Here is a 23,815-nt window from a genome sequence, read left to right as displayed (position 1 = left end):
ATTGGGCGGATAACTTGCAGGTTTTGCCGGTCAGGTCGAGAGACGATCGTCTCTAGCGAATCTCCTTATTTTCCATTTCGGGTTGTGGATGCACGACGTACACATCCAGAACGGCCAGGGGGCGGGCCAGGTACTCGCGAATCAGGGTGCGGAAGGAATAACCGCCTGGAATGTCCTGGGCGGCAAAGGCAATGGCGTCGATGCCCTGGTGGTTGCCAATGTAGAGGGCGCGGGCGTTGTGAAAATTCTGGGAGATAATGGTTATCTTGTCCTGATTGAACACCTGTTTACAGCGAACTACCGAGTCGAACGTGCGGTAACCGGCGTAATCGAGGGTCATGTCAGCCTCCGGAATGCCCATCCGCAGCAGGGCTTTTTTCATGTCGGAGGGTTCGTTATAATATTCCGAGTCGTTGTTGCCGCTCAGGATGATGTGTTTGATTTTGCCCACTTTCCAGAGCCGGGCGGTGGCTTCCATCCGATAGCGGAAAAACAGATTTTCGTTTCCACTTTTCACAGACTTGCTGGTTCCCAGCACCAGACCGACTTCATTGGAAGGCAGGGAATCCATGTCGAAATAGACCTGACTCCGGGTGCTGTAGACAACCCAGAAATTACAAAGGAGCACGATGGTCACCCCTGCAAACGCCAGGGTGATGCTTCCCTTCACGAGACGCTTCATCCGCGACACCCGAACCCGGGGTCTGACTCCTTTGTAATCGCCGGATTCCCGGTCAGTCGTGTACGACATTGGATTCATATCATGAAAACAAGCCTAATTGTTTGGCGGATGGCTCGCTTCCGTTGTCTTCCGTTTCGGGTGTATCATCCATTGGTTCGTCCGTTTCCGCATCCACGACGATTAAGTTAGGCGTTATCGCGGTATTTTCCGCTATATCCCGCTCATTATTGCGCCGGGGAGGGAGCAATTTCACTTCTTTCACCTTGGCAAATGGCAATTTCGCCCCCAGAGCCTTCCAACCCCGCACATCGATGAACCCCTCAGGCTCCAGCACCATTTTTTCGAGCGGTCCCTTGTCTTTCATCTGGTGGGCGATTTCGAAACGCGGAAACCGGTCGGCCGTAACCGCCATCAGCTTTGAGCCTTTTGTGTCGCCAATAAAGCTGAATTTCTTGTCCTGCGTCGTGGTTTCAACCTTAAACCGCTTCACGTAATGCGATTTCTGGTTGACTTCGTAATAGATGGCCGACAGAATTCGCTCGCTGTCGAACTTTTCCAGAACCGCAATTTCGGACGGTTCGTAGCGGTTGGTCAGGTTATAATTGGTCAGTTCGTACTGCCCATCTTTATAGACCACCAAAATGCTCATTCCGTTGTCGAAATTTCCTAAATATTTTCCGCGTTCGTCGCGGTTCAACCGGCCGAGGTGTTCGTCATACCAGATGTCGACGCCCCCGAGGGTGGAAACCCCGCCCGATTTCAGGCTCACCTTTCGCACCGGATACTTCGTCAGGATATTGCCCTGTGCGGAGCGGTTTTTGATGCCAACTTCCGCAAAATTGTAGTCGAACTGCTTGATTTTGGCCGTACTCTGCGCCGTCAGGTTGATCGTTACGACTTCCGCTTCGCCGTTGTCGTTGGCCGTAAACCACAACACTTTCGACTTCGGATTGCCCATCGTCAGATCGTATTCCCGGTCGCGGGTCACGGCGGTAACACTGAACCGTTTGGCCATGGTAATCCCTGATTTGCCATCGAGGTAAAGCAGGTTATAAACCTTGCGCTCGTCGTTCTTTTTGAAAACGGCGCAGTAAATGATGTCTTTGCCGACGAAGGTTTTGTCCTGGATTTTGGTCACCAGACATTTGCCGTCGCGCCGGAAAACAATGATGTCGTCGATGTCGGAACAGTCGGACACAAACTCATCCTTTTTCAAACCGGAACCGACAAAACCGCCTTCGCGGTCGACGTAGAGCTTGGCATTGGCAGCCGCCACGACGTTGGCCGAAATGGTGTTAAAAGCCCGGATTTCGGTTTTCCGCTCGCGGCCTTTGCCGTATTTTTTCAGCAAATCCCGGTAATAGTTGATGGCGTAGCGGGTCAGGTTGGCCAGGTTGTCGTCTACTTCGGCCAGTTCCTGCTCCAGTCTCCGCATCAATTCCTCCGCTTTGAAACCGTCGTATTTCGAAATCCGCTTGATCCGGATTTCGGTCAGTCGCAGCAGGTCGTCCTGCGTAATTTCGCGGTAAAATTGCTTCTTGAACGGTTTCAGCCCTTTGTCGATGGTTTCCAGCACGGCCTCGAACGTTTCGCACTCTTCGATTTTGCGATAAATCCGGTTTTCGATGAAAATCTTTTCGAGGGAGCTGTACAGCAGTTTTTCCAACAGTTCTGCCCGCCGGATTTGCAGTTCCCGTTCCAGCAAGTCGACCGTCTGGAGGGTGTTCACCCGCAGAATGTCGGTCACCGTCACAAAGTGCGGTTTGTCTTTGATAATGACGCAGGCATTGGGCGATGCCGACACCTCACACTCGGTGAAGGCATAGAGCGCGTCGATGGTAATATCGGGGGAAACGCCGGGGGCGAGGTGAACGTGAATTTCGACATCTTTCGACGTCAGATCTTCCACTTTCTTGATCTTGATCTTTCCGTCGTCGTTGGCTTTGATGATCGAATCCTTGATCGACGTCGTCGTGGTGCCGAACGGTATTTCGCGAATGATCAGCGTTTTCTTGTCAAATTCCTCAATTTTTGCCCGGATGCGGGCTTTACCACCACGGCCACCGTCGTTGTAATTGCTGACGTCGATGTAACCGCCGGTTAAAAAGTCGGGATATAACGTAACCGGTTTGTCTTTCAATATGTTGATCGACGCTTCAACCAGTTCAATGAAGTTATGGGGCAGAATTTTGGTCGAAAGGCCCACGGCAATCCCTTCCACGCCCATCGCCAGCAACAGAGGGAATTTAACGGGCAGGGTCACCGGCTCTTTTTTCCGGCCGTCGTACGACAATTGCCACTCGGTGGTTTGCGGATTAAATATGACGTCGTTGCCAAACTTCGACAACCGGACTTCGATGTAGCGGGGAGCCGCAGCCCCGTCGCCGGTACGAATGTCGCCCCAGTTGCCCTGCGTGTCGAACACCAGATTTTTCTGGCCGATGGTGGTCAGCGCATCACCAATCGAGGCATCACCGTGGGGGTGATACTGCATGGTCTGGCCGATGACGTTGGCCACTTTGTTAAAGCGCCCATCGTCCATTTCCTTCAGGGCGTGCAGAATCCGGCGTTGCACCGGTTTCAGACCGTCTTCAACGGCCGGAACGGCCCGCTCCAGGATGACGTAGGATGCGTACTCTAAAAACCAGTTTTCGTAGAGACCCGACACCACGGTTTGCTGGTGGAGGGTGTTTTCATTTTGATCTTCCGGTAAATCAGTTGGGTCCAGAATTTCGCTCATTCGAATGGATACGGATAAAAATCAATGGTAAACGCTATCGTTTTGATTGGGTCGGCGGGTGGAATGGCTCCGTCGATAGCTTCATAAAGATACAATAGTTTTCAAGAAAACAGGCCAGATTGGAGCAAAATGCGGGATTTGGACGGTTTTCGTGAGGTGTCTTTACGTCGCCGGGCAAAAAAAGAACAAAAGAGGTGCCGGTTTTTCAGTCAGGCCTAAAAAGGCACCGTTTCCGGTTTTTCTACGGGTTTGGTCGTATTCATTGTGCGATCCAGGGTATATGATACTTGTATCACAAATATAATAATTTTCAAATAGAATCCCAGAGCTGATTTTACTAATTTACTTCGGAACGGAATGAATAACCGTCAGCAATTCGCTGATCATCATGGCGGTTGCGCCCCACACTTTGAAACCCTGAATCTGGTAAAAGGGCGCGTCGATGAGGGTGCCTTTGACTTCAATTCCGTTTTCACCGATGATGCTTTCGTCCATCAGTTCATCTAACGATACCTCGACAACGTGTTCGACTTCGCGTGGGTCGGGGTAAAAATCCGGGCGATAGGGTAGGATGCCCACCACGGGCTGGACGTAAAAATTACTGGGGGGAATGTAGATCTCGGTCAGTTTGCCCAACACCTTTACATCCGTTACCCGAATGCCGACTTCTTCCTGCGCTTCCCGCAGGGCCGTCCGAATCAGATTTTCGTCGGTGCGTTCCATGCGGCCACCGGGAAAGGCCATTTGCCCGGCATGAACACCGTCGTACTGGGGACGGAGAATCAGTGGTAAAAAAATCGAATTCTGGTAGGGATAAAAAACAATCAGGACGGCGCTACGCCGGGTTCGTTCGTTCGGTTGCATCGCCATTCGCAAGCGCGACCGGGCTGCCATTTTCAGGTGGGCATCCGGGCCGGGCAAGGGTTCGGCCAGTCGTTCCCGAAGGGAGCTGGCGAAGCTATGAAACGAAGGATCAACCATAGCATTTTATCAGTTGTTCAGCACATTTTTCACCGTCCATGGCCGCCGACACAATCCCGCCCGCGTACCCGGCTCCTTCGCTACACGGAAACAGCCGCCGGATCTGCACGTGTTCGAGCGTGTCGGGTTGCCGCGGAATCCGGACGGGCGACGAGGTGCGGCTTTCCACCCCAATGAGCTGGGCTTCATTCGTCACATACCCACGCATCGACAGGCCGAACTGTTTCAAACCGGCTTTCAGGGGGCCAGCAATGGCTTCCGGCAATATCGTACTCATGTCGGCCGGTTTCAGGCCGGGTTGGTATGACGTTGGTAACAGGCTAGCCGAAACCCGCTCGTTGACGAAATCCGAAACCCGCTGGGCCGGTGCGGTTTGATCACCCCCGGCCAGCCGACAGGCGCGTTGTTCGAGTTCTTTCTGGTATTGCAAACCGGCCAGCGGGCCGTGGTCCCGGTATTTTTTCAAATCGTTTTCGTGGATGGCTACCACCAGGCCCGAATTCGCGAATTTTGAATCCCGACGCGAAGGCGACATGCCATTGACCACCAGTTCGCCCGGCGCGGTGGCGGCAGGCACAATGAAGCCACCCGGACACATGCAGAACGAAAAAACGCCCCGCTCGATGCCCTTATGCCGCGTTTGTGTGACCAGACTGTACGAAGCCGCTGGCAGGTAATCCCCCCGATTCGGGCGGTGGTACTGCACCTGGTCGATGAACGACTGCTGGTGCTCAATCCGGACGCCCATCGCAAACGGTTTGCTCTCAATGGTGATTCCTTTCTGCTGCAAGAGCGCAAACACATCCCGCGCGGAATGGCCGGTGGCCAGAATGACCCCCAGTCCGGATATTTCTTCACCCCGGTCAGTAACAACGCCCTTGATTTCGTTTTGTTCAACCAGCAAATCGACCATACGGGTATCAAACCGGATTTCGCCCCCTGCATCGAGAATGCTGTGCCGAAGCGCCATCACCACATCGGGTAATTTGTTGGTGCCAATGTGCGGATGGGCATCGACCAGAATCTGTTCCGTGGCTCCGTGGGCGACCAGAATTTCGAGAATCCGGCGAACATCGCCCCGTTTTTTGGAGCGGGTATAGAGCTTACCATCGGAATAGGTTCCGGCACCGCCTTCGCCAAAGCAGTAGTTGGATTCGGGATTGACAACGTGGTCTTTGTTAATGGCCGCCAGGTCGCGCCGACGAGTCCGGACATCGCTGCCGCGTTCCAGCACCACCGGTTTGATCCCCAGTTCGACCAGCCGCAGGGCGGCAAACAACCCCGCCGGACCGGCGCCAACCACCACCGCCTGCCGGGCATTGCTGACGTTCGGATAGGTGCGTTGGTAGGCAATCAGGGGGTGCGGTTTTTCGCCAATGTACACTTCGGCGTCGATGTGCACTTTGACGTGCCGGGATCGGGCGTCGATGGACTGGCGGAGTTTCCGAACAACAGGGCGTTCGGGTTCCGCTCCGGTCAGCAGATCCGACGGAATCAATAAACGGTTATAGACTTCCCGCTCGAAAGCCGCATCATCCAGGGCAATATCGGGTTCGAGGGTTAACGAAAGCGAATGAATCATACATGAAAATTCCTGCTTTATCAACAACACCACCGTGTTCCGGGTTCGCAGGTATTTCTTATATTATTTAGGTATTTTTTGGTAAAATTAGTCAAATAACTGAATGTAACCCGGTCAGCGGTCGAAGACCCTGACCGTGGTGGCTTTTATGATCCATAATGCCGCATTGAAAAAACCAGCCACTTGAGTAATCAATTGAAGAAAACCGCACTACTTTTACCAACCTTTCAGGAGTGTTTGATTAATCTAGGACTTCCGCTCATAGTCTCTAAATCCCCTAAAGTCCGGCAGCGGCCGACCGTCCTTTAGGGGATTTAGGGGCAATGTTTCAGTGAATTAGAATTGTCAGACGTAAGTTCTATAATCAAAAGCTCCATTGTTATTGGAAAAACAAGTTACCAAGTTAACCCACCCGGTCAGCCATCCAGGATACTGACCGGGTGGGTATGCTGTCAATCTCTTTTCAATGAAAAAATTCCTTTATTTAGGATTACTCAGTGCGTTAAGCGTCAACGCGCAAAAGACCGCGCCCCCCGCTCCCTACGGTGCCCTGCCGACTCCCCAGCAGGTGCAGTGGCAGAAAATGGAATATTACATGTTCATCCATTTTGGTCCGAACACGTTTACCAACAAAGAATGGGGGCACGGCGACGAAGATCCGAAAGTCTTCAATCCGTCGCGTCTGGATGCCCGCCAATGGGCCAAAACCGCCAAAGCGGCTGGCATGAAAGCGATCATCATCACGGCCAAACACCACGACGGTTTTTGCCTGTGGCCGAGCAAATTCAGCACACACACGGTTCGCGAGAGTGCCTGGAAAAACGGCCAGGGCGATGTCTTGCGTGAACTATCGAATGCCTGCAAGGAATACGGGTTGAAATTTGGCGTCTACCTCTCGCCCTGGGACCGCAACCATCCCGCCTATGGCACACCGGAATATAACCAGATTTTTGCCAACACGCTCGATGAGGTACTGAGCAGTTACGGCGATGTGTTCGAACAATGGTTTGATGGGGCCAATGGCGAAGGTCCGAATGGAAAACGACACGAATACGACTGGAATCTGTTCCGGGGCGTGGTGTTCAAACACCAGCCGAAAGCCATCATTTTCAGTGACATAGGTCCGGGTTGCCGGTGGATGGGGAACGAATCCGGTATTGCCGGTGAAACCAACTGGTCGACGCTGAACACCGACGGTTTTGGCATGGGCAGTGCCGCGCCCTCCACGCAGGTCTTGAATACCGGCAATGAAAACGGGAAATACTGGATTCCGGCGGAAGTCGACGTGTCGATTCGGCCGGGCTGGTTTTATAGCCCCGACACCGACGACCGGGTCAAAACCCTGACGCACCTGATGAAGATTTATTACTCGTCAGTAGGCCGTAATGGCAATTTGCTGTTGAATGTGCCGGTTTCGCGCGAAGGCCTGATTCATCCCAACGATTCGACGCGGCTGATGGAATTCCGGAAAATCGTCGATGCTTCTTTCAAGACGAACCTGGCTCTTGGAAAAACCGTAACCGCTTCTACATTCCGGGGAAAGGATAAGCAGTTTGCCGCCGGTAATTTGCTGGATGGCAACTACGACACCTACTGGACGACGGATGACGCCGTTCGGCAGGCTTCCTTTGTGGTCGATTTGGGGAAACCAACCGAAATCAACCGCGTGGTGTTGCAGGAATACATTCCGCTCGGGCAACGCGTCAAGTCGTTCAAAGTGGAAGCCTGGAACGGCAGCCGGTTCGAAACCATCGACCAGCAAACGACCATTGGCTACAAACGGATTCTGGTTTTCCCGACGCTGAAAACCGCCAAAGTGCGGGTCACGATTCTCGACGCCAACGCTTGCCCGGTGCTGTCGTCGGTCGGTATTTACAAAGCGCCGGAGTTGTTGTCGAACCCCCAGATTGCCCGGAGCAAACAGGGAATGGTGACGATCATCTCGGAAGTTGCCGATCCGGTCATTCGGTATACCACGGACGGAACAGAGCCAACGCTGGCATCGGCGCGGTATTCGGCACCGTTCAACTATGCCAAAGGTGGTACGATCAAGGCAAAAGCCTTCATCAAAAATGGCGCAGAATCCTCGGAAACCATCCCGGTTTCGTTCGACCTGGCACCCGCCAACTGGTCGGTCGTCGGTGATGAAAGCAGCCGGAATTCGGCCAGCCGGGCCATTGATTCGAACCCCGGCACCGTCTGGCAAACCGCCCGGCAGGAGGGCAGCCGGAAACATCCGCACGAGCTGGTTGTCAATCTGGGCGAAAGCCTGACGATGAAAGGGTTTACCTACACGCCCCGGCAGGATGGCCAGTCGGGCGGGACGATTTACCAATACAGCTTTTACGTAAGTGAAAACGGAATCGACTGGAAACCGGTGTTGGAAAACCGTTCGTTTGCCAACATTAAAAACAGTCCGGTAAAACAGGAGGTGGCTTTTCCGGCTCCTCAGACCGCAAAATTCATCAAACTGGTGGCGCTTTCGTCGGTGAATGAAAACGAACACTGGGCTTCGGCGGCTGAAGTTGGGGTCATCGTCAAGTAAGGTGACGATATCGAAAACGTAAAACCTGTTTGGTCCCCCCTTAACCTGTCAGGTCTTCAAGACCTGACAGGTTTATGAGTCAAGACACACTATGGCAGCAATTCACAACGCCACCGGTTTTGAAGCACCGGATTTTTACGGGATCGACGAACTGCTGACGGACGACCAGAAGCTCGTCCGGTCAACCATGCGGGCTTTCGTGAATCGGGAAATCAGTCCGATCATCGAAGACTGCGCCCAGCGGGCGGTTTTTCCGGCCGATATGCCCCGGAAGTTTGGCGAAATCGGTGCGTTCGGCCCCACCATTCCGGCCGAATACGGCGGGGGCGGGCTTGATGCCATTTCGTACGGTCTGATGATGCAGGAAATCGAGCGGGGCGATTCGGGCATGCGGTCGTGTGTTTCGGTGCAAAGCTCGCTGGTAATGTGGCCGATTTATGCGTTTGGCTCCGAAGAACAAAAGCGGAAGTATTTGCCGAAACTGGCGACGGGCGAATGGCTGGGCTGTTTTGGCCTGACCGAACCCGACCACGGTTCCAACCCCGCCGGGATGCAAACCGCTTTCACGGAACACAGCGACCATTATTTACTCAACGGTTCCAAATTGTGGATCACCAATTCGCCGGTAGCTGATCTGGCCGTGGTGTGGGCGAAAAACGAACAGGGGCGCGTCCGGGGCTTGCTGGTCGAACGCGGAATGGAAGGCTTTTCGACGCCCGAAATCCACCACAAATGGTCGCTGCGCGCCAGTGCGACGGGTGAACTGGTGTTTCAGGATGTGAAAGTGCCGAAAGAGAACCTGATGCCCGGCAGTGACGGCATGAAAAGTCCGCTGCGCTGCCTCGATCAGGCGCGGTACGGAATTGCCTGGGGCGTGATCGGCGCGGCAATGGATTGTTACGACTCTGCCCGACGGTATGCCCTGGAACGGCAGCAGTTCGGAAAACCCATTGCGGCTTTTCAACTGGTGCAGAAAAAACTGGCCGAAATGCTCACCGAAATCACGAAGGCGCAGTTGATTTGCTGGCGGTTGGGCGTGTTGAAAAACGAAGGAAAAGCGACTACGGCGCAGATTTCGATGGCCAAGCGGAACAACGTCGAAATGGCCCTGAACGTGGTTCGGGAAGCCCGGCAGATTCACGGTGCGATGGGTATTTCGGGCGACTATCCGATCATGCGACACCTCATGAACCTGGAATCCGTGGTTACTTATGAAGGCACGCACGACATTCACCTCCTGATTCTGGGCAACGAAATCACGGGAATAGCGGCTTATAAGTGAAGACTTATGAGAGAGGAGTGAAGAGTTATGAGTGAAGAGTTGGCTGACGCATTCTACTTTTAAGGCTTAACTCTTAACTCTTAATTCTTCACTATTTCAACTCCTCCAGCGCCTTTTTCATGGCATCGACTTGGCGTTTTTTCTGCAATCCGGTGGGGGCGGCCACGCGTTCGCGGCAGTCGAAAATCCCGCAGCGTTCACAGGCTTCGTTGACGATGCGCTGGGAGATGTTGGGGGATAAGGGGTTCAAAAACCGCATTTTACTTTTGAGTGTGTCGGTCATTTTAAAACACATCGACACACTCATGTTCTGTTGCTGGTGCGGCTGGTAGGGCTGGGCGACCGACACAATCAGGAAGGTGTTGCCGGTATCGGCGTAGGTCGAAAGCTGAGCCTGGCATAAGGCCCCCACGTGGTTTTTGTTTTTTTGCAGAAACGCCAGTTCCTGCAGAATGGTCAGGGCCACCCAACGGCGGCAGTAATGCTCATCGACCATGCTTTTCGGACCCTGCTGGCGGGTCAGGTGCATTTCTTTGGTCAGGTGGAAGTTGGTTTGCCCGGCGGTATTGTTAAACCGGTAAAAGAACAACTGATCGATGCCGAAGTATTTGGGAAGCAGATTGCTAAGTCGGTAGAAAAACCGCTCGGGCGTGGCGTTGAAGGACTGAATCAGGTTGAGAAAGGCATCGTTGCTCCAGTTGGTCTGGTCGAAAATGGCCTGCAGGCGAGTAATCAGATCCGTCCGGCGAATCAGAATGGTTCCGGCAAAATAAGACGCTTTGTAATTGTTAAGAATCTGCTCGAACGACTCCACTTCCACGTAGGAATACGTGTAGGGCCGGATTTTCAGGTTGAGGTACTGAAATCCCACTTCGCGGGCCAGAATGAATGTTCTTTGCTCAACCGACAAATGGCTGTTGAGGTAAAGCGTGCCGGATTCCGGTCGGAAAACAGAGCGCAGGGCCGCCAGTTCCGGGTGGCTCTCCCGGCTAAAGTTCACCAATTTATAATTATACCGGGTTCGTAAGAGGCTGCTTAACAGGTTCTCATCGACCAGCGAATGGCTCGAAGCAAACTCCGTCAAGAAACGGTCGCCGTCCTGCTCGATGTCTTCAAAATAGTTATCGTGCATTTCCTGGTACGACCGCAACACCGCCATGTAGAGCCGTTCGACACTGACGTGGTAACTCCGCCCGATGTTCATGACCGTCGAAATCATGGCACTGACTTTGGCGGGGGCTTCGGCCAGCAATTCCAGCAGATCGGAGGGGTCGATGCCCAGCAGTTCGAGCGGGATTTCCGTCAAAAACCGGGAGCGCAGCAGTTCGGAAATGGGTTCGAGTTTCTTGCTGAGTTTGAGGGATACCAGCGTGTCGTAATCCACGTCCATCGCCTTGGCGAGGGCTGCAATCTTATCCGTTTTCGGGTATTTCCGGCCTTTTTCGATTTCGGTTAGATACGAAACCGAAAGCCCCGAGATCTGGCCCAGTTCACTGATCGATAATCCCTTATCCAACCGAATCTGTTTTAATTTCAGTCCAAAAAGCAGGCGGATATGGTCGGTATAAACAGCCACTGAGTCGGTGAGGTTAAGGTTCTGATGGAAGTAAAAATACCGCTAAAAACGACGGTAAACAAAAAAGTCCACCCGGTTCGATTTATACCGGGTGGACTTTCTGTAAAATGAACCGGGGTTAGCGTCTCATTCCTTTATAGGAGCGCGTCCATTTGGCTACGGTGCCATTTTGGTTCAGGGTCGTGACTGAGGTAACGGTGACCAGCTTGCCTTCAAACAGACCTGTACCCAGGAATTCGGCATCATACTGTTTGTTGCCCAGCGTCATCTGGTCGCGGGTCCGGTTGAGCGTAAACTTGGTTCCGTCTAATTTGACAACATCCATTGCCGTGCTGAAACCCGGAAATTCGGTGGTCATTTTCAGTTCATTCGAAGCGTCTCCCTTGCTGAAGGTCAGGACTCCTTTTCCGCTGTCTTCATTAAAATCGATGGATCCGATGATGGTTTTTGAGGAATAATCAATGTCGTAGGTTCCGTAATACTGTTCTCTTGGATCAACATTCCCGGCTTCAGAATCGCTTTTTTTACAGGAAGATATACCCACTACGAGGATGAAAAAAACGACGATGAGTCTCATTGTGCCCTTTAGGTTTTTCAACGGTTGAAAAATAGATAGATAATAGGTCATTTCGGTATAGAACGAAATGGATCGCCTATCTAATATATTCCACTGCAAATGATACGCCAAAAATGGGAATATTCGATGAATTGTTTCGCTGCATCGGAATCCCGAAGGGCTGGAACTCCGATGCAACCGAAGGGCTTATTCCAGCGTTGCGTCTACGCTGATGGCCGTGTTGAATAATTTTGAAATCGGGCAGTTTTTTTCAGCATGCTCGACCAGTTCGTCAAATTTTTCTTTTTCAAGACCCGGAACACTGGCCTTCACGGTTAACTTCGAACTGCTGATGCTGCTGCTGGCGGTGTCGAGCGAAACAACGGCTTTGGCGTCGATGAACGTAGCCGTAAAACCGGCACCCTGAATGTTAAAAGCGAGTTGCATCGCAAAACAGCCCGCGTGAGCGGCAGCCGCCAGTTCTTCGGGATTGGTCCCTACGCCATCGGCAAACCGGGTGTTGAAGGAATATTGGGTTCCGTCCAGAACGGTGCTGGCGGTGCTGACGGTACCTTTACCGTCTTTGCCTGAACCTTCCCAATGGGCGGTGGCATTGCGTTTGATTTCCATAAAGTGGATGTTTGTGTTTAAGCCGGGAAAGTAAGAAATCTTGCGGACAGCCCGGCAACTAACTTAGGCTTTGGCCTAAAAATAATACAGACTTCACAGGACAGAGTGGAATGTTGGCTAAAGATCCGTTTTTCAAACATCCTGAATAGCCCTAATGGCGTGGCAAAACCGTATTACGTTCTGGCAGGTTCGAACACGACAAACCAAGTGCTATGCAAATCCTAAAGAATTTATTTCAGGTCGGGGGTGACCTGAACGGCATCACCTTCGATCAGCCGGGGGCGCTGTGGAACGATGCCAATTCGTACGTTTTAAAGACGGAGCAGGGGTTGATTCTGTTCGATTGTGGCTGCGGAGACACGATGGAGCAGATATTTGCCAACCTGCGGTATTGGAATCTTTCGCCGGACGACATTCGCTACTGCCTCCTGACCCACGCCCATTTCGACCACGCCGGAGGTGGACACCTTCTGAAACAGCGGGGCATTCCGATCATTGCCCTGGGCGAAACGGCGGATGCCGTTGGTTCCGGCGATGAACGATGCTGCGGGTATCTTTACCACAAAACGTTTCAACCTTTTACGGTAGATCAACGGGTGGCAGACCGCCAGAAATTATCGCTACTGGGACTGGAAATCGACGTGATGCACCTGCCCGGCCACAGCCGGGGTTGCACAGCCTATTTGTTCAACTGGGAGCAGAAGCGGGTTGTCGTCAGTGGCGATGTGATCGGGACGCTGTTGAGCGGGGATTTTGGCTGGAGTGGATCCATTGATTTCGATAAAAAGAGCTACACGGAATCGCTGCGCCGGTTTGCCAAAGTGGACACCGATCTGATGCTGCCCGGTCACGGCATGATCTATTTTCACAAACCCCGCAGACGGGTCGAGGATGCCCTGAATTCGGCGTTGATGCAGTGGCGGTAAAAGAGAGGACCGGGGAAAAACGGCTTGCTTCTTCCCCTTCAGACCGAGGTTTTCTTCGACAAACGTACGATGCATTTGCCTTCGGTGTTGATGTGAAAATTCGTATTCAAATACAGTTCATTGACTTTTCCGTTTTTTTCCAGAAATTCTTCCACCGCACACCAAACCTCCTCGTCCATGGAAACCTCTTCGACTAAAAGGGTTCCGTGGGGTAGAATTCTTCGTTCGGGATCAAGATTCGTAATGATTGCCATCGTATACCGGAATAAAAAGGTAAAAACCGGGTATTAAGGTAAGCGATCCAGAACTTCCTGTAAGATCCGGGCAAATTCTTTGTCGTTGGGCGACGTAAACAAATTGAAATGGTCGCCGGGTACTTCGTGAATGGTAATCCCTTTCAAAGCGAACGGTTTCCAGCCCAGGTGTTCAAAGTCATCTACGTAGTAGCTGTGCTTTTTGGCTCGAAATAACGTTACTGTTACCTCCTGGGGCTCCAGCTGGTACTTCCGGGACGCTATTTCGTTGGCTTCATTTACTTTGTAATAGTTGCCATGAAACACTTTGAGATGGTCTTCGTTGTAACGAATTTTTCGATACAGCCGGGTTGCTTTTTTCTGTAGCGACCGGGTTATGGTGATTACGGTTTCCCGGGGATTCTCTTTTAAGAGCGTCAGCACAAACAGCCGCTCTTTAATCGCGGTGATGGTGTTCTGCCAGGCTTTGGCGGGCCAGGGATCGTAAAAATTAGACTGATACGCATACGTATCGAACATCGCCAGCATTTTCACCTCTTTCCCCATTTTCAGGAGTTGTTTGCTCATTTCATAGGCGATGATCCCCCCAAATGAATACCCGGCTAAGGCATACGGGCCTTCCGGATTCTGGGCCCTGATGGCGTCGATGTAATAGGCCGCAATTTCTTCGATACTCTCAAGCGGCTGATCCTCACTGTTGATTCCCTTGGCCTGCAAGCCATAAACCGGTTGATCGGGATCCATGCTCAAGGCCAGCGTGTTGAACAACAGCACGTGCAGGCCCGCACCGTGGACGATGTATAGCGGAATTTTGCTGCCGTGCGGTTTGATTGGAACCAGTGAATCCCAGGTAACCGACCGGCCATTCATGTGCAGGATCGACGCCAGTTTTTCGATGGTCGAGTATTCGAAGAGGGTCGCCAGTGGCAGGTGCTTGCCGGTTTTTTTCTCCAGAAGGCTCATCACCTGCACCGCCGTCAGCGAATGGCCCCCCAGTTCAAAAAAATTATCGAACACACTGATGTTTTCAATCTTCAAACACTCGGTCCAGATTTCGGCTACCAGTTTTTCTACATCCGTTCGCGGACTCATAAAACCGGTTTCACTGTCCCGTTCGGTCACAGAGGGCACGGGCAACACCTTCCGGTCTACTTTTCCGTTGGCGGTGATCGGGAATTTCGCCAGCGCCACAAAAGCGCGGGGAATCATGTAGTCTGGAAGCTGCTGCCGGAGTTGCTGTTTCCACTGCTGAACGCGCTCTTTTGGGAGGGCCAGATCGTCTTGCGGGGATTCGGGCACGACATAGGCCACCAACTGCTGGTCGCCGGGGCGGTCTTCCCGGGCGATGACCACCACTTCTTTGATTTCCGCAATTTTGTGGATGGTATTCTCAATTTCGCCGAGTTCGATGCGGTGTCCTCTGATTTTTACCTGATGATCGATGCGGCCCAGGCACAGGATTTCGCCGTTGTCCAGTAACCGCCCCAGATCGCCGGTGCGGTACATCCGGCCTCCCGGCGTCGCCACAAACGGATCGGCCACAAATCGCTCCCGGGTCAACTCGGGGCGGTTCAGATACCCCCGCGCCACCCCCGCGCCACCAATCCACAGTTCCCCGATTTCGCCGTCGGCCACCGGCTGCTGCTGTTCATCCAGGATGTAAACCCAGGTGTTGTGGATGGGACGGCCAATCGTAATCGGCTCGTTTTTTTGGATGTGTTTCAGGGTGCCCCAGACCGTGGTTTCGGTGGGGCCGTACACGTTCCAGAGCTCATCGGTTTTTTCGAGGAGCTTGTCGGCCAGATCCGGTGACAGCGGTTCGCCCCCGCAGAGCACTTTCAGCGGCAGGGGCTTGTCCCAGCCCGAATCGAGCACCATCCGCCAGGTGGCGGGAGTGGCTTGCATGATGGTAATGGGCTGGTTCTCCAGGAGGTCGAGCAAAGCGCGGCCATCGCGGGCGGTGGCCTGATCGGCCAGCCGGATGGAGGCTCCCACGATCAGGGGCAGAAACAGTTCAAGGCCGGCAATGTCGAAGGAAATGGTGGTGATCGCCAGGACGATATCGCTGGGTGCGATGCCGGGCTGCTGGATCATGCTCCAGAGGAAATTCACCAGGTTGTGGTGTTCGATGAGCACACCCTTGGGTTTGCCGGTGGAACCCGATGTATAGAGCACGTACGCCAGGTCATTTCCTTCCACAACCTGTTCAGGCTCCTCCTTCGAGTGGTTTTTGGACTCTTGTAACGCGGTCTCCAGGTGAATTTCAGGCGTGTCCGTGTTCAGGTAGTGGTGGTATTTTTCAGAGGTAATCAGCGTTTTGGCCGACGCATCCTCGAGCATAAACTGCAAACGATCCGCAGGATAATCGGGGTCCAGCGGCAGGTAGGCGGCACCGGCTTTCAGAACCGCCAGCAGGATCATGACCATTTCGGGCGAACGATCCAGCATAATGCCAACAATGTCTCCACGCCGAACCCCCTTTTGGGTCAGGAAGCGGGAGAGTTGGTTGGCCGTTTCGTTCAATAGCCGGTAGCTTAGTTCCTGCCGGTTAAAGTAGAGGGCTGTTTTGGTTGGATACTGCCGGGCGATTTGGGCAATCAGGGTTTGCGTCGGCGTATGGAAAGGGTAATCTGTTTCCGTGTAAGTTAAAGGGACCCAGTTTTTCTTCCGGGTCTTCTCCGGTTTCAAATCGATGTCGCGTATGGCAATGGAAGCATCGGCCACCACGGTTTCCAGAATCCGTACCAGTCCGGTCATCATCCGGTCGATGGTCTCCGCCTTATACAATTGGGTATTATACGTCCAATTCAGCATGAGTGCCTGATCGTCGCCACTGACATCCAGAAACAGCTCGAAATTTTCGTACTTTTTGGGCTGGTACACGACCCGGTGGGAGAGTCCGTGGAAGCTGAAATCGCCGTCTTTCCGATTGAAATTAAAGATGATCGGCACAAGCGGCACCCTGGAAATATCTCTGGGAACGTTTAATTTTCTCAGTAAGCTGCCAAACGTCAGGCGCTGGTGCTCATGCGCATCGAGAACCGATTTTTTACAGTGTTTTAAAAAGTCAGAAAAACCGAGACCCGTTTCGATCTGGCTGCGTAAGGGTAACAAATTGACACAATGCCCCGCCAATTGCTGGTAATCTGTGATGGATTGTCCGGCTGTCGGCAAACCGATGATGACGTCGTCCTGCCCGGTCAGCCGGTGGATCAATACCTCGAAAGCCGCCAGCAGGGTAGTGGCAAAGCTGCAGCCGGCCTTTGCGGCCACTTTCCGAACGGCGGTCACCAGAGCCTGTTCGAGGGTATAATCCAGGCGGTGGCAGTCGAAGGTGCGGGATGCCGGTCTGGGAAAATCGGTGGGCAAATCAAAAACCGGAATCTTCTTTTTGTACAGATTCACCCAGAATGCTTCCGTCTGAAGGTAGTCTTCACTGCTCAAATACTGAAACTGGCGGGTGGCAAATTCCGCAAACGAAGGCGCTTCGGGTAGTTCGGGAAGGGTGCCGGTGACAAAACTGGAATAAAAGACGCTCAAATCGTGCAGAATGACGCCCATCGACCAGCCATCACTGATGATGTGGTGCGTGGTCAGCACCAATTCATGCACCTGTTCCGATACCTTGAACAGACCCACTTTCAGCAAGGGACCCTGCACCAGGTCAAATACATGCATCGTGTCCTGTTCCAGATAGGCCGCGAACACGCGGTCTTTTTGGTCCGCCGGGTTTCGGGAAAGATCCTGGTAGGGAATATCAACCCGCAGTTCTTTATAAACATACAGGTGTTCGCCGTTAGGACTAACGACGGATCGTAAAGCATCGTGCCGGTCTACAACCGCCTGTATTGCCTGCATCATGGCCAACCGATCAAAAGCCCCTTCCAGTCGCAGCGAGTTCGTCAGATTATAGGATCGGTTCGCATGATCTCCCCCTAACAGACAAGCGATCCAGATCTCGGTTTGCGGCCCGGTAGACGGTGCTATTTGTGCAATTTCTGGACCGGCAAAGGGGTCAAAATCAACCGCTATCGTTTTAGGCATCGTAAAATTTGCTACCATTCGTGTTAGAGTATAATCTGTAAATAGCTCCCGGGTTTCTCGGGGTCTGAAATGAACCAGGCTGGATTTCCATCCCGGTCTTTGCCTAGACGAGCCCCCGGAACGGGCGGTTCGCTGAAGGCATAATCCGGAACCGGCCGCTCGGATCGGGGCATTTTTAGTACGGATTTTGGCCGTTCCACGATCGCTTCCACAGTTTTGACGGAACTGGGTTTAGCGGCTCCATTCAGGCCCGGCAGAACAGCCTGCGAAGCCAGGGAGGGCAGGTTCTGAAGGGTACTCTGGAGGTATTCAATTTTTTCGGTCAGGAGCTGCAACTGCCTGGCCATTTGATCCAGGGCAGGATCGTTACTCAAAACGGGAGTTCCCGGATGGGAGGGAGCCGGAGCCGGTTGGGACCCCGGAGCGGATGGCTGAGGCTCATAAGCTCCCGCCGGCAAGTCCCGGTCGAGGTAGGCCACCAGGGCATCCAGCGTGCCGTATTGTTCGTTCAGTTGGCGGAACGTAATGGGCAACCCAAACTCTTTTTTCAGGGTAGAAGAAACCTGGGTCAGCAGCAACGAATCGAGCCCCATTTCATAAAAGCTCAGTTCCGGTCGCATCTGGTCCACCGCCAGGCCGGATGCGTTTTTTAGCTTCTCCCGCACGATGTGGAGAAGAACTTCTTTGCGGCTCGTGGTTTGGGGCTGTGCGGCCTCCGGTCGAAGTGGCGCCTGCTCATCCGAACCAGGTAGCGGGCTGATTCCGGGCGCAGCGGTTTTTGGGGGATCGACCCAATACCGTTTTCGATCGAAAGCATACGTGGGCAGGTCAGCTTTTAACCGGGTTTGATGGCGGTAGAATGCTTCCCAGTCGGGTTCCAGGCCGTTGAGCCACACCTGACCCAGACCGTTGAGCAACGCCTGATAATCGGTTGGCACCCCTTTTCGGTCCAGGCTGGTCACCAGAGTGGCTGGTCTGGAACCCGCCTGCTGACGGGCCAGGGTGGTCAATCCACTGCCGGGTCCAACTTCCAGCAGAACCGGTCGGTTCAATTCAAAAAGAGAGTCCAGGGCATCGGCAAAGCGCACAGGCAGGCGCAGGTGGGTGGCCCAGTAGGCCGGATCCGTCGCCTGAGCATCCGTCATCCAGGTGCCGCTCACCGTCGAAATGACCGGTTTTCGGGGTTGGTGCAAACGAACCTGCTGAACGGTTTTCTCAAAAACCGGAACAACTGAATCCATCATGTTCGAGTGAAACGCATGGCTCGTTGCCAGCACCCGATTTGGGATTTCTTTTTGATCCAACAGGCGGGCAAAACAGGCAATTTCTTCATCTTCACCAGCAACGACACACAGGGAGTGGCTGTTGAAAGCCGCCACAGACAAGGTTTCGGGAATCAAAGTAGCCATTTGCTCTGCGCTGGCGCGTACCGAAAGCATACTGCCCGTAGGAAGTTCGCTCACCAGCCGGCCACGAACCGCAATCAGCCGGATGGCATCTTCCAGCGAAAAGATACCGGCCAGATGCGCTCCGACATATTCACCAATGCTGTGGCCACAGAAAACCGTGGGTTCGATGCCCCAACTCAGCCATACCCTTGCCAGAGCATATTCAGTAACAAAAATAGCGGGCTGCGTAAACCGCGTGTTTTTGAGTCGTTCTTCCGATTCGCGGTTGGTTTCGTCGGGAAACAGAACCTGTCGAATATCGATCTCCAGGTGTTCGCGAAGCAAGTCGGCACAGTGGTCCACGGCCTGTTTGTACACCGGTTCGTTCTCATACAGGTCACGGCCCATGTTGAGGTATTGCGCGCCCTGCCCCGGAAAAAGAAAGACGACATCGCCCGGTGGCTCCTGCAGCGTTTTCTGGTTTGCGCCCGGGATGGTTTCAATTCTTAATTGCTCGATCAGTACTTCCACCGACGGGGCGGTCACAAACCGCCGGTGGTTAAAATCCGCCCGGGCCGTTTGCAGGGTAAACGCCACATCCGCCAAATTCAAAGACCGGTTTTGCTGCAGGTGCGCTGCCAGAAGCGAGCCATACGCTTCCCGGCTGGCCGTCGATTTGGCCGACCAGGTGATCAATTGAACCGGGCGTTGCGGTTCTGCCGAATCGGTCGCGGGCGTTACTCCCTCATTGACAAACTCTTCCAGTACGATATGAACATTCGTTCCGCCTACCCCGAAAGAGCTGACGCCTGCCCGGCGGGGCTGGTCAGGATTTGAAACCGACGCTGGCCAGGCACCAAACGCAGTATTCATAAAAAACGGGCTGTTGGCGAAATCAATGGCCGGATTCGGCGTCGAGAAATGGAGTGAAGGCGGAATCTGTTTGTGATGCAACGCCAGGGCCGTTTTGATAAATCCGGCTACTCCGGCGGCAGCGTCCAGGTGTCCCATGTTGCTTTTGATGGAACCGATGGCGCAATATTGGGTGGGGACCTGATTCCCAAAAGCCATTTTTAACCCTTCAATTTCGATGGGATCGCCGATTGGGGTGGCCGTTCCGTGGGCTTCAACGTAGCTGATGGTCGCCGGATCGACGCGGGCATCGTCGATCGCCATTCGGATGGCCCCTGCCTGGCCTTCAGCACTGGGAGCCGTAAAACTCCCCTTGCCGCTTCCGTCGTTGTTGACGCCGGTTCCTTTGATGAGGGCGTAGATGGTGTCGCCGTCCTGTCGGGCGGTTTCGGCATTTTTTAGCAATACTACGCCCGCACCGTCGCTGAAAACCGTGCCCTGTGCATCCGAATCGAACGAGCGGCAATGCCCGTCGCGGCTGTAAATGGACCCTTCCTCGTAGAGATGACCACTGTTCAATGGAGCCCGAATACTGGAGCCGCCCGCCAGGGCAACATCGCACTGGCCGTTGCGAAGGCTGTCGACGGCCTGCGCGATCGCCAACAGCGACGTTGAACAGGCGGAATGAACGCTGACCGCCGGACCCGTCAAATTCAGCTGGTAGGCCGTCCGGGTGGCGATGTAATCTTTTTCATTCGCGGTCATCACCTGATAGCTACCGACCTGATTCATCAGGAATGGATTGGTCAGCACATGGTTGTAGTAATAGGTGTTGTTGCCACAGCCCGCATACACCCCAATCAATCCGTCATACTTTTGGGGTAAATAACCGCCATGCTCCAGGGCTTCCCAGGCAATTTCAAGGAAAATCCGTTGCTGGGGGTCCATGAGTTCTACCAGTTTCGGATTCAGGCCAAAAAAGCGGGGGTCGAACTGACTGGCGCCTGTAACGACGCCCCGGGCTTTCACGTAGTTTGCGTCCTGCGTCAGTTCGGCGGGCAACGAGTGGTCCAGTTCTTCATTGGTGAAAAAAGAAATGGTTTCCCGGCCTTCTTTCAAAACCGTCCACAACTCTTCAATCGTGTTGGCGCCGGGAAAACGCCCGGCCATGCCGATGACGGCGATGTCGCCCGTGCTACCCGAGCGGTTTACGGTCTTTCGTTTTTTGGCGGTGTTCCCTTTTTTGCCTTCCAGAAAACCGGCCAGCCCGGCCACCGTCGGGTATTGATAAATGGTCGTAACGGGCAAGTCATAGGCATACTTTTCTTTCAGACTGAGCACCATCCGCAATGCCAGAAACGAATTGCCGCCTAACTCGAAAAAGTTATCCTGAATGCTGACATGGCTTACTTTCAGGAGTTCTATCCAGAGGTCTACCAGGTTGTTTTCAACTTTCGTACCCGGCGATATGAATGCCCTCGTTAGCAGCTCGGAGGCATCGGGGTTGGGTAACGCCTTGCGGTCGACCTTGCCATTGCTGGTCAACGGAATTTCAGCCAGTTCCATCAACAATTGCGGAACCATGTAGTCCGGCAGCTTGGATTGCAAAAACCGGATCGCTTCCTGTTTATTAAATTCGCCTTCGGGAAGAATGTATCCGATCAGGCGTTTGTCTCCGCCCGGCCCTTCCTTGGCATCGACGACACACTGTTTGACGCCGGGAAACTGATGCAGGACGTTGTCAATTTCGCCGAGTTCAATCCGATAGCCTCTGATTTTGACCTGATGATCGATGCGGCCCAGGCAGAGAATTTCGCCGTTTTCCAGAAACCGCCCCAGATCGCCGGTACGGTACATCCGCCCGCCTGCTGTTCCGGCAAACGGATCGGCCACAAACCGTTCCCGGGTCAATTCGGGGCGGTTCAGATACCCCCGCGCGACCCCCGCTCCCCCAATCCACAATTCCCCGACCTCGCCTTCCGCTACCGGCTGTTGGTGCTCATCCAGGATGTAAACCAGGGTGTTATGGATCGGACGGCCCACGGTAATCGTTTCGCCCGCCCGGATGTGTTTCACGGTGGCCCAAACGGTTGTTTCTGTAGGGCCATACAGGTTCCATATTTCAGCCGCTTTGCCGGTAAGCTTCTCCACCAGATCCTGAGCCATGGGTTCGCCCCCGCAGAGCACTTTCAGCGGCAGGGACTTCTTCCAGCCCGAATCGAGCATCATCCGCCACGTGAACGGAGTAGCTTGCATGATGGTGATGTTCTGGTTCTCGATCAGGTTGAGCAAAGCGCGGCCGTCGCGGGCCGTAGTCAGATCGGTCAGCCGTACGGAGGCTCCCACAATCAGGGGCAGGAACAGATCGAGGCCGGCAATATCGAAGGAAATGGTCGTGACCGCCAGAATGGTATCGTTCGCAGTGATGCCGGGCTGGTCGATCATGCTCCAAAGGAAATTCACCAGGTTGTGGTGTTCAATCAGTACGCCCTTGGGTTTGCCCGTGGAGCCTGAGGTGTAGAGGACGTAAGCCAGATCCTGAGGAGTAAAGGCATTGGAAGGTGGCTGGCTGGATTCCCGGGCAATCATTTCCCAGTCCCGGTCTATAAACACCGGTTCCAATTTCTCCCGGCCTTTCAACAAAACACTGGAGGGAACATCCGTAACTGCCAGACAGCTATCGCTATCAGAAAGCATATACGCAACCCGGTCCTGCGGGTATTCCGGATCAATAGGTACATAGGCACCGCCAGCCTTCAGAATCCCCAGAATGCCTACCAGCAACTCCAGAGAGCGATTCATGCAAATGGGGACCAGTGTGCTGGCTTTTACACCCTTTTTTTTAAGATAATTAGCCAATTGACTGGATTTATCGTCCAGTTCTTGGTACGTTATGTAGTGATCATTGAAACGCATAGCTACCTTATCCGGCGTTCTTTGAACCTGCTCACGAAATAAGGTAATGATCGTTTTATCTTTAGGAAAGGGAATCATAAAATCAGGAGCGGGCAAAGCCGTTTTATCAATTTCCCCCGTAACCGTTCTGGGGAGTTCTTTCATCCAAATAAAATGGGAGGGGGGCATAAAATCAGGTAACTGCTGTTCGATAGCTGCCCGAATGGCGGAAATTTCCAGTTCGGTTTCAGTCGTTACCAAATAAGCAACTAACATCTTATGAGCTACTTGATTCTCCCGCGTTAGTACGACAGCCTGCTGAATACCGGTCTGTTGCAATAGAACAATCTCGATGGCTTCAGGATCATATCGTTCCATTTAATATTTTTTTTAACGTTCAGTAATGTACAGTAATCGCCCTAAATGAAGGTAATCCTATACTTTCTTAGGGGTAAGATTAAGATGATAAAGTTAATGGATATAAGCTCGAATGCTATTTTTAAACGGCAGAGGTGTTCATAAAAATGAGATGCACATACAAACCATGCGATTTGTAGATGGCACAGGACGAGCGTGTTATAAAGCAAATCTTTTATCTCGAATGAGATTGCACCCGTGTGGTAATCTCAAGGAGATATCAGGATTTCGTCTAATAAAAATCATGAGAATGCAAATTAAATAGTAATTAAAATAATTCACACGATTACTTGTAAATTATTTTCAACAAATTAAGTATTTTTCCTCATATCGCACCCCTATGTTGCCTGGAGCTTTTGTAGAAATACCAGACACAAGGTCATGGATGAATTCATGGTCTGAGGCTATCCCATTCGAAATCAACCATGGGTCGTTGGATTAATCCTATTTAACCTGTGTGAAATC

Annotated in this window: 13 protein-coding genes; 3 read left to right on the top strand and 10 right to left on the bottom strand. The window is 52.9% G+C overall.

All coding sequences use genetic code 11. From position 1 onward, the window contains the following. Positions 1-52: 52 nt before the first annotated feature. The 4 genes from F0P93_RS03375 to F0P93_RS03360 form a co-directional block, all read right to left on the bottom strand. Positions 53-751, bottom strand: coding sequence for a SanA/YdcF family protein (locus F0P93_RS03375; RefSeq protein WP_225309355.1), 699 nt, complete (start codon positions 749-751; stop codon positions 53-55). A gap of 10 nt (positions 752-761) precedes the next feature. Further along, positions 762-3,422, bottom strand: a complete 2,661-nt coding sequence (locus F0P93_RS03370) for a DNA gyrase/topoisomerase IV subunit A (RefSeq protein ID WP_150874933.1) — start codon at positions 3,420-3,422, stop codon at positions 762-764. Positions 3,423-3,764: 342 nt separating this feature from the next. After that, positions 3,765-4,403, bottom strand: coding sequence for an NUDIX hydrolase (locus tag F0P93_RS03365; RefSeq protein ID WP_150874932.1), 639 nt, complete (start codon positions 4,401-4,403; stop codon positions 3,765-3,767). Next, the gene (locus tag F0P93_RS03360; RefSeq protein WP_150874931.1) at positions 4,396-5,985 is read right to left on the bottom strand and encodes an NAD(P)/FAD-dependent oxidoreductase; all 1,590 of its coding nucleotides are present in this window, start codon (positions 5,983-5,985) and stop codon (positions 4,396-4,398) included. The genes F0P93_RS03365 and F0P93_RS03360 overlap by 8 nt, the downstream gene beginning before the upstream one ends. A 466-nt stretch (positions 5,986-6,451) precedes the next feature. Between F0P93_RS03360 and F0P93_RS03355 the strand changes: the two genes are divergently transcribed. Both F0P93_RS03355 and F0P93_RS03350 read left to right on the top strand, forming a co-directional pair. Next, a complete protein-coding gene (locus F0P93_RS03355) occupies positions 6,452-8,530 on the top strand; it encodes a discoidin domain-containing protein (RefSeq protein ID WP_150874930.1) in 2,079 nt (692 codons plus the stop codon). A gap of 91 nt (positions 8,531-8,621) precedes the next feature. Next, positions 8,622-9,812, top strand: coding sequence for an acyl-CoA dehydrogenase family protein (locus F0P93_RS03350; RefSeq protein ID WP_150874929.1), 1,191 nt, complete (start codon positions 8,622-8,624; stop codon positions 9,810-9,812). A gap of 91 nt (positions 9,813-9,903) precedes the next feature. Here the strand turns inward: F0P93_RS03350 and F0P93_RS03345 are convergent, their stop codons facing one another. The 3 genes from F0P93_RS03345 to F0P93_RS03335 form a co-directional block, all read right to left on the bottom strand. After that, complete coding sequence (locus F0P93_RS03345) at positions 9,904-11,388, bottom strand: helix-turn-helix domain-containing protein (protein WP_150874928.1); 1,485 nt, start codon at positions 11,386-11,388, stop codon at positions 9,904-9,906. 118 nt (positions 11,389-11,506) lie between these two features. After that, entirely contained in the window at positions 11,507-11,965 is a 459-nt protein-coding gene (locus F0P93_RS03340; RefSeq protein WP_150874927.1) for a hypothetical protein, read from the bottom strand. Positions 11,966-12,151: 186 nt separating this feature from the next. Continuing rightward, a complete protein-coding gene (locus F0P93_RS03335; RefSeq protein WP_138994117.1) occupies positions 12,152-12,574 on the bottom strand; it encodes an OsmC family peroxiredoxin in 423 nt (140 codons plus the stop codon). A gap of 212 nt (positions 12,575-12,786) precedes the next feature. On the opposite strand from F0P93_RS03335, the gene F0P93_RS03330 reads away from it, so the two are divergent. Beyond that, positions 12,787-13,500, top strand: a complete 714-nt coding sequence (locus F0P93_RS03330) for an MBL fold metallo-hydrolase (RefSeq protein WP_150874926.1) — start codon at positions 12,787-12,789, stop codon at positions 13,498-13,500. A 38-nt stretch (positions 13,501-13,538) separates the two neighbouring features. Here F0P93_RS03330 and F0P93_RS03325 read toward each other — a convergent pair whose 3' ends face one another. The 3 genes from F0P93_RS03325 to F0P93_RS03315 are packed head-to-tail and all read right to left on the bottom strand — an operon-like array spanning position 13,539 to position 23,311. Then, positions 13,539-13,754 (bottom strand): hypothetical protein, encoded by a 216-nt coding sequence (locus F0P93_RS03325; protein WP_150874925.1) that lies wholly within the window; start codon positions 13,752-13,754, stop codon positions 13,539-13,541. A gap of 33 nt (positions 13,755-13,787) precedes the next feature. Further along, positions 13,788-17,798, bottom strand: coding sequence for a non-ribosomal peptide synthetase (locus F0P93_RS03320; RefSeq protein ID WP_225309354.1), 4,011 nt, complete (start codon positions 17,796-17,798; stop codon positions 13,788-13,790). A 23-nt stretch (positions 17,799-17,821) separates the two neighbouring features. After that, positions 17,822-23,311 carry a hybrid non-ribosomal peptide synthetase/type I polyketide synthase gene (locus tag F0P93_RS03315; RefSeq protein WP_150874923.1) on the bottom strand — a complete coding sequence of 1,830 codons (5,490 nt, stop codon included), beginning with the start codon at positions 23,309-23,311 and terminating at the stop codon, positions 17,822-17,824. Positions 23,312-23,815 lie beyond the last annotated feature (504 nt).

This window comes from Larkinella humicola, from assembly GCF_008727875.1.
Classification (GTDB): domain Bacteria; phylum Bacteroidota; class Bacteroidia; order Cytophagales; family Spirosomataceae; genus Larkinella; species Larkinella humicola.
This window is presented reverse-complemented; position numbering and strand designations above follow the sequence as displayed.

Bases quoted from the DNA above. Each gene is read 5' to 3' on its own strand.
- F0P93_RS03375 (WP_225309355.1), bottom strand. From the start codon at position 751: ATGTCGTACACGACTGACCGGGAATCCGGCGATTACAAAGGAGTCAGA.
- F0P93_RS03370 (WP_150874933.1), bottom strand. From the start codon at position 3,422: ATGAGCGAAATTCTGGACCCAACTGATTTACCGGAAGATCAAAATGAA.
- F0P93_RS03365 (WP_150874932.1), bottom strand. From the start codon at position 4,403: ATGGTTGATCCTTCGTTTCATAGCTTCGCCAGCTCCCTTCGGGAACGA.
- F0P93_RS03360 (WP_150874931.1), bottom strand. From the start codon at position 5,985: ATGATTCATTCGCTTTCGTTAACCCTCGAACCCGATATTGCCCTGGAT.
- F0P93_RS03355 (WP_150874930.1), top strand. From the start codon at position 6,452: ATGAAAAAATTCCTTTATTTAGGATTACTCAGTGCGTTAAGCGTCAAC.
- F0P93_RS03350 (WP_150874929.1), top strand. From the start codon at position 8,622: ATGGCAGCAATTCACAACGCCACCGGTTTTGAAGCACCGGATTTTTAC.
- F0P93_RS03340 (WP_150874927.1), bottom strand. From the start codon at position 11,965: ATGAGACTCATCGTCGTTTTTTTCATCCTCGTAGTGGGTATATCTTCC.
- F0P93_RS03335 (WP_138994117.1), bottom strand. From the start codon at position 12,574: ATGGAAATCAAACGCAATGCCACCGCCCATTGGGAAGGTTCAGGCAAA.
- F0P93_RS03330 (WP_150874926.1), top strand. From the start codon at position 12,787: ATGCAAATCCTAAAGAATTTATTTCAGGTCGGGGGTGACCTGAACGGC.
- F0P93_RS03325 (WP_150874925.1), bottom strand. From the start codon at position 13,754: ATGGCAATCATTACGAATCTTGATCCCGAACGAAGAATTCTACCCCAC.
- F0P93_RS03320 (WP_225309354.1), bottom strand. From the start codon at position 17,798: ATGCCTAAAACGATAGCGGTTGATTTTGACCCCTTTGCCGGTCCAGAA.
- F0P93_RS03315 (WP_150874923.1), bottom strand. From the start codon at position 23,311: ATGGAACGATATGATCCTGAAGCCATCGAGATTGTTCTATTGCAACAG.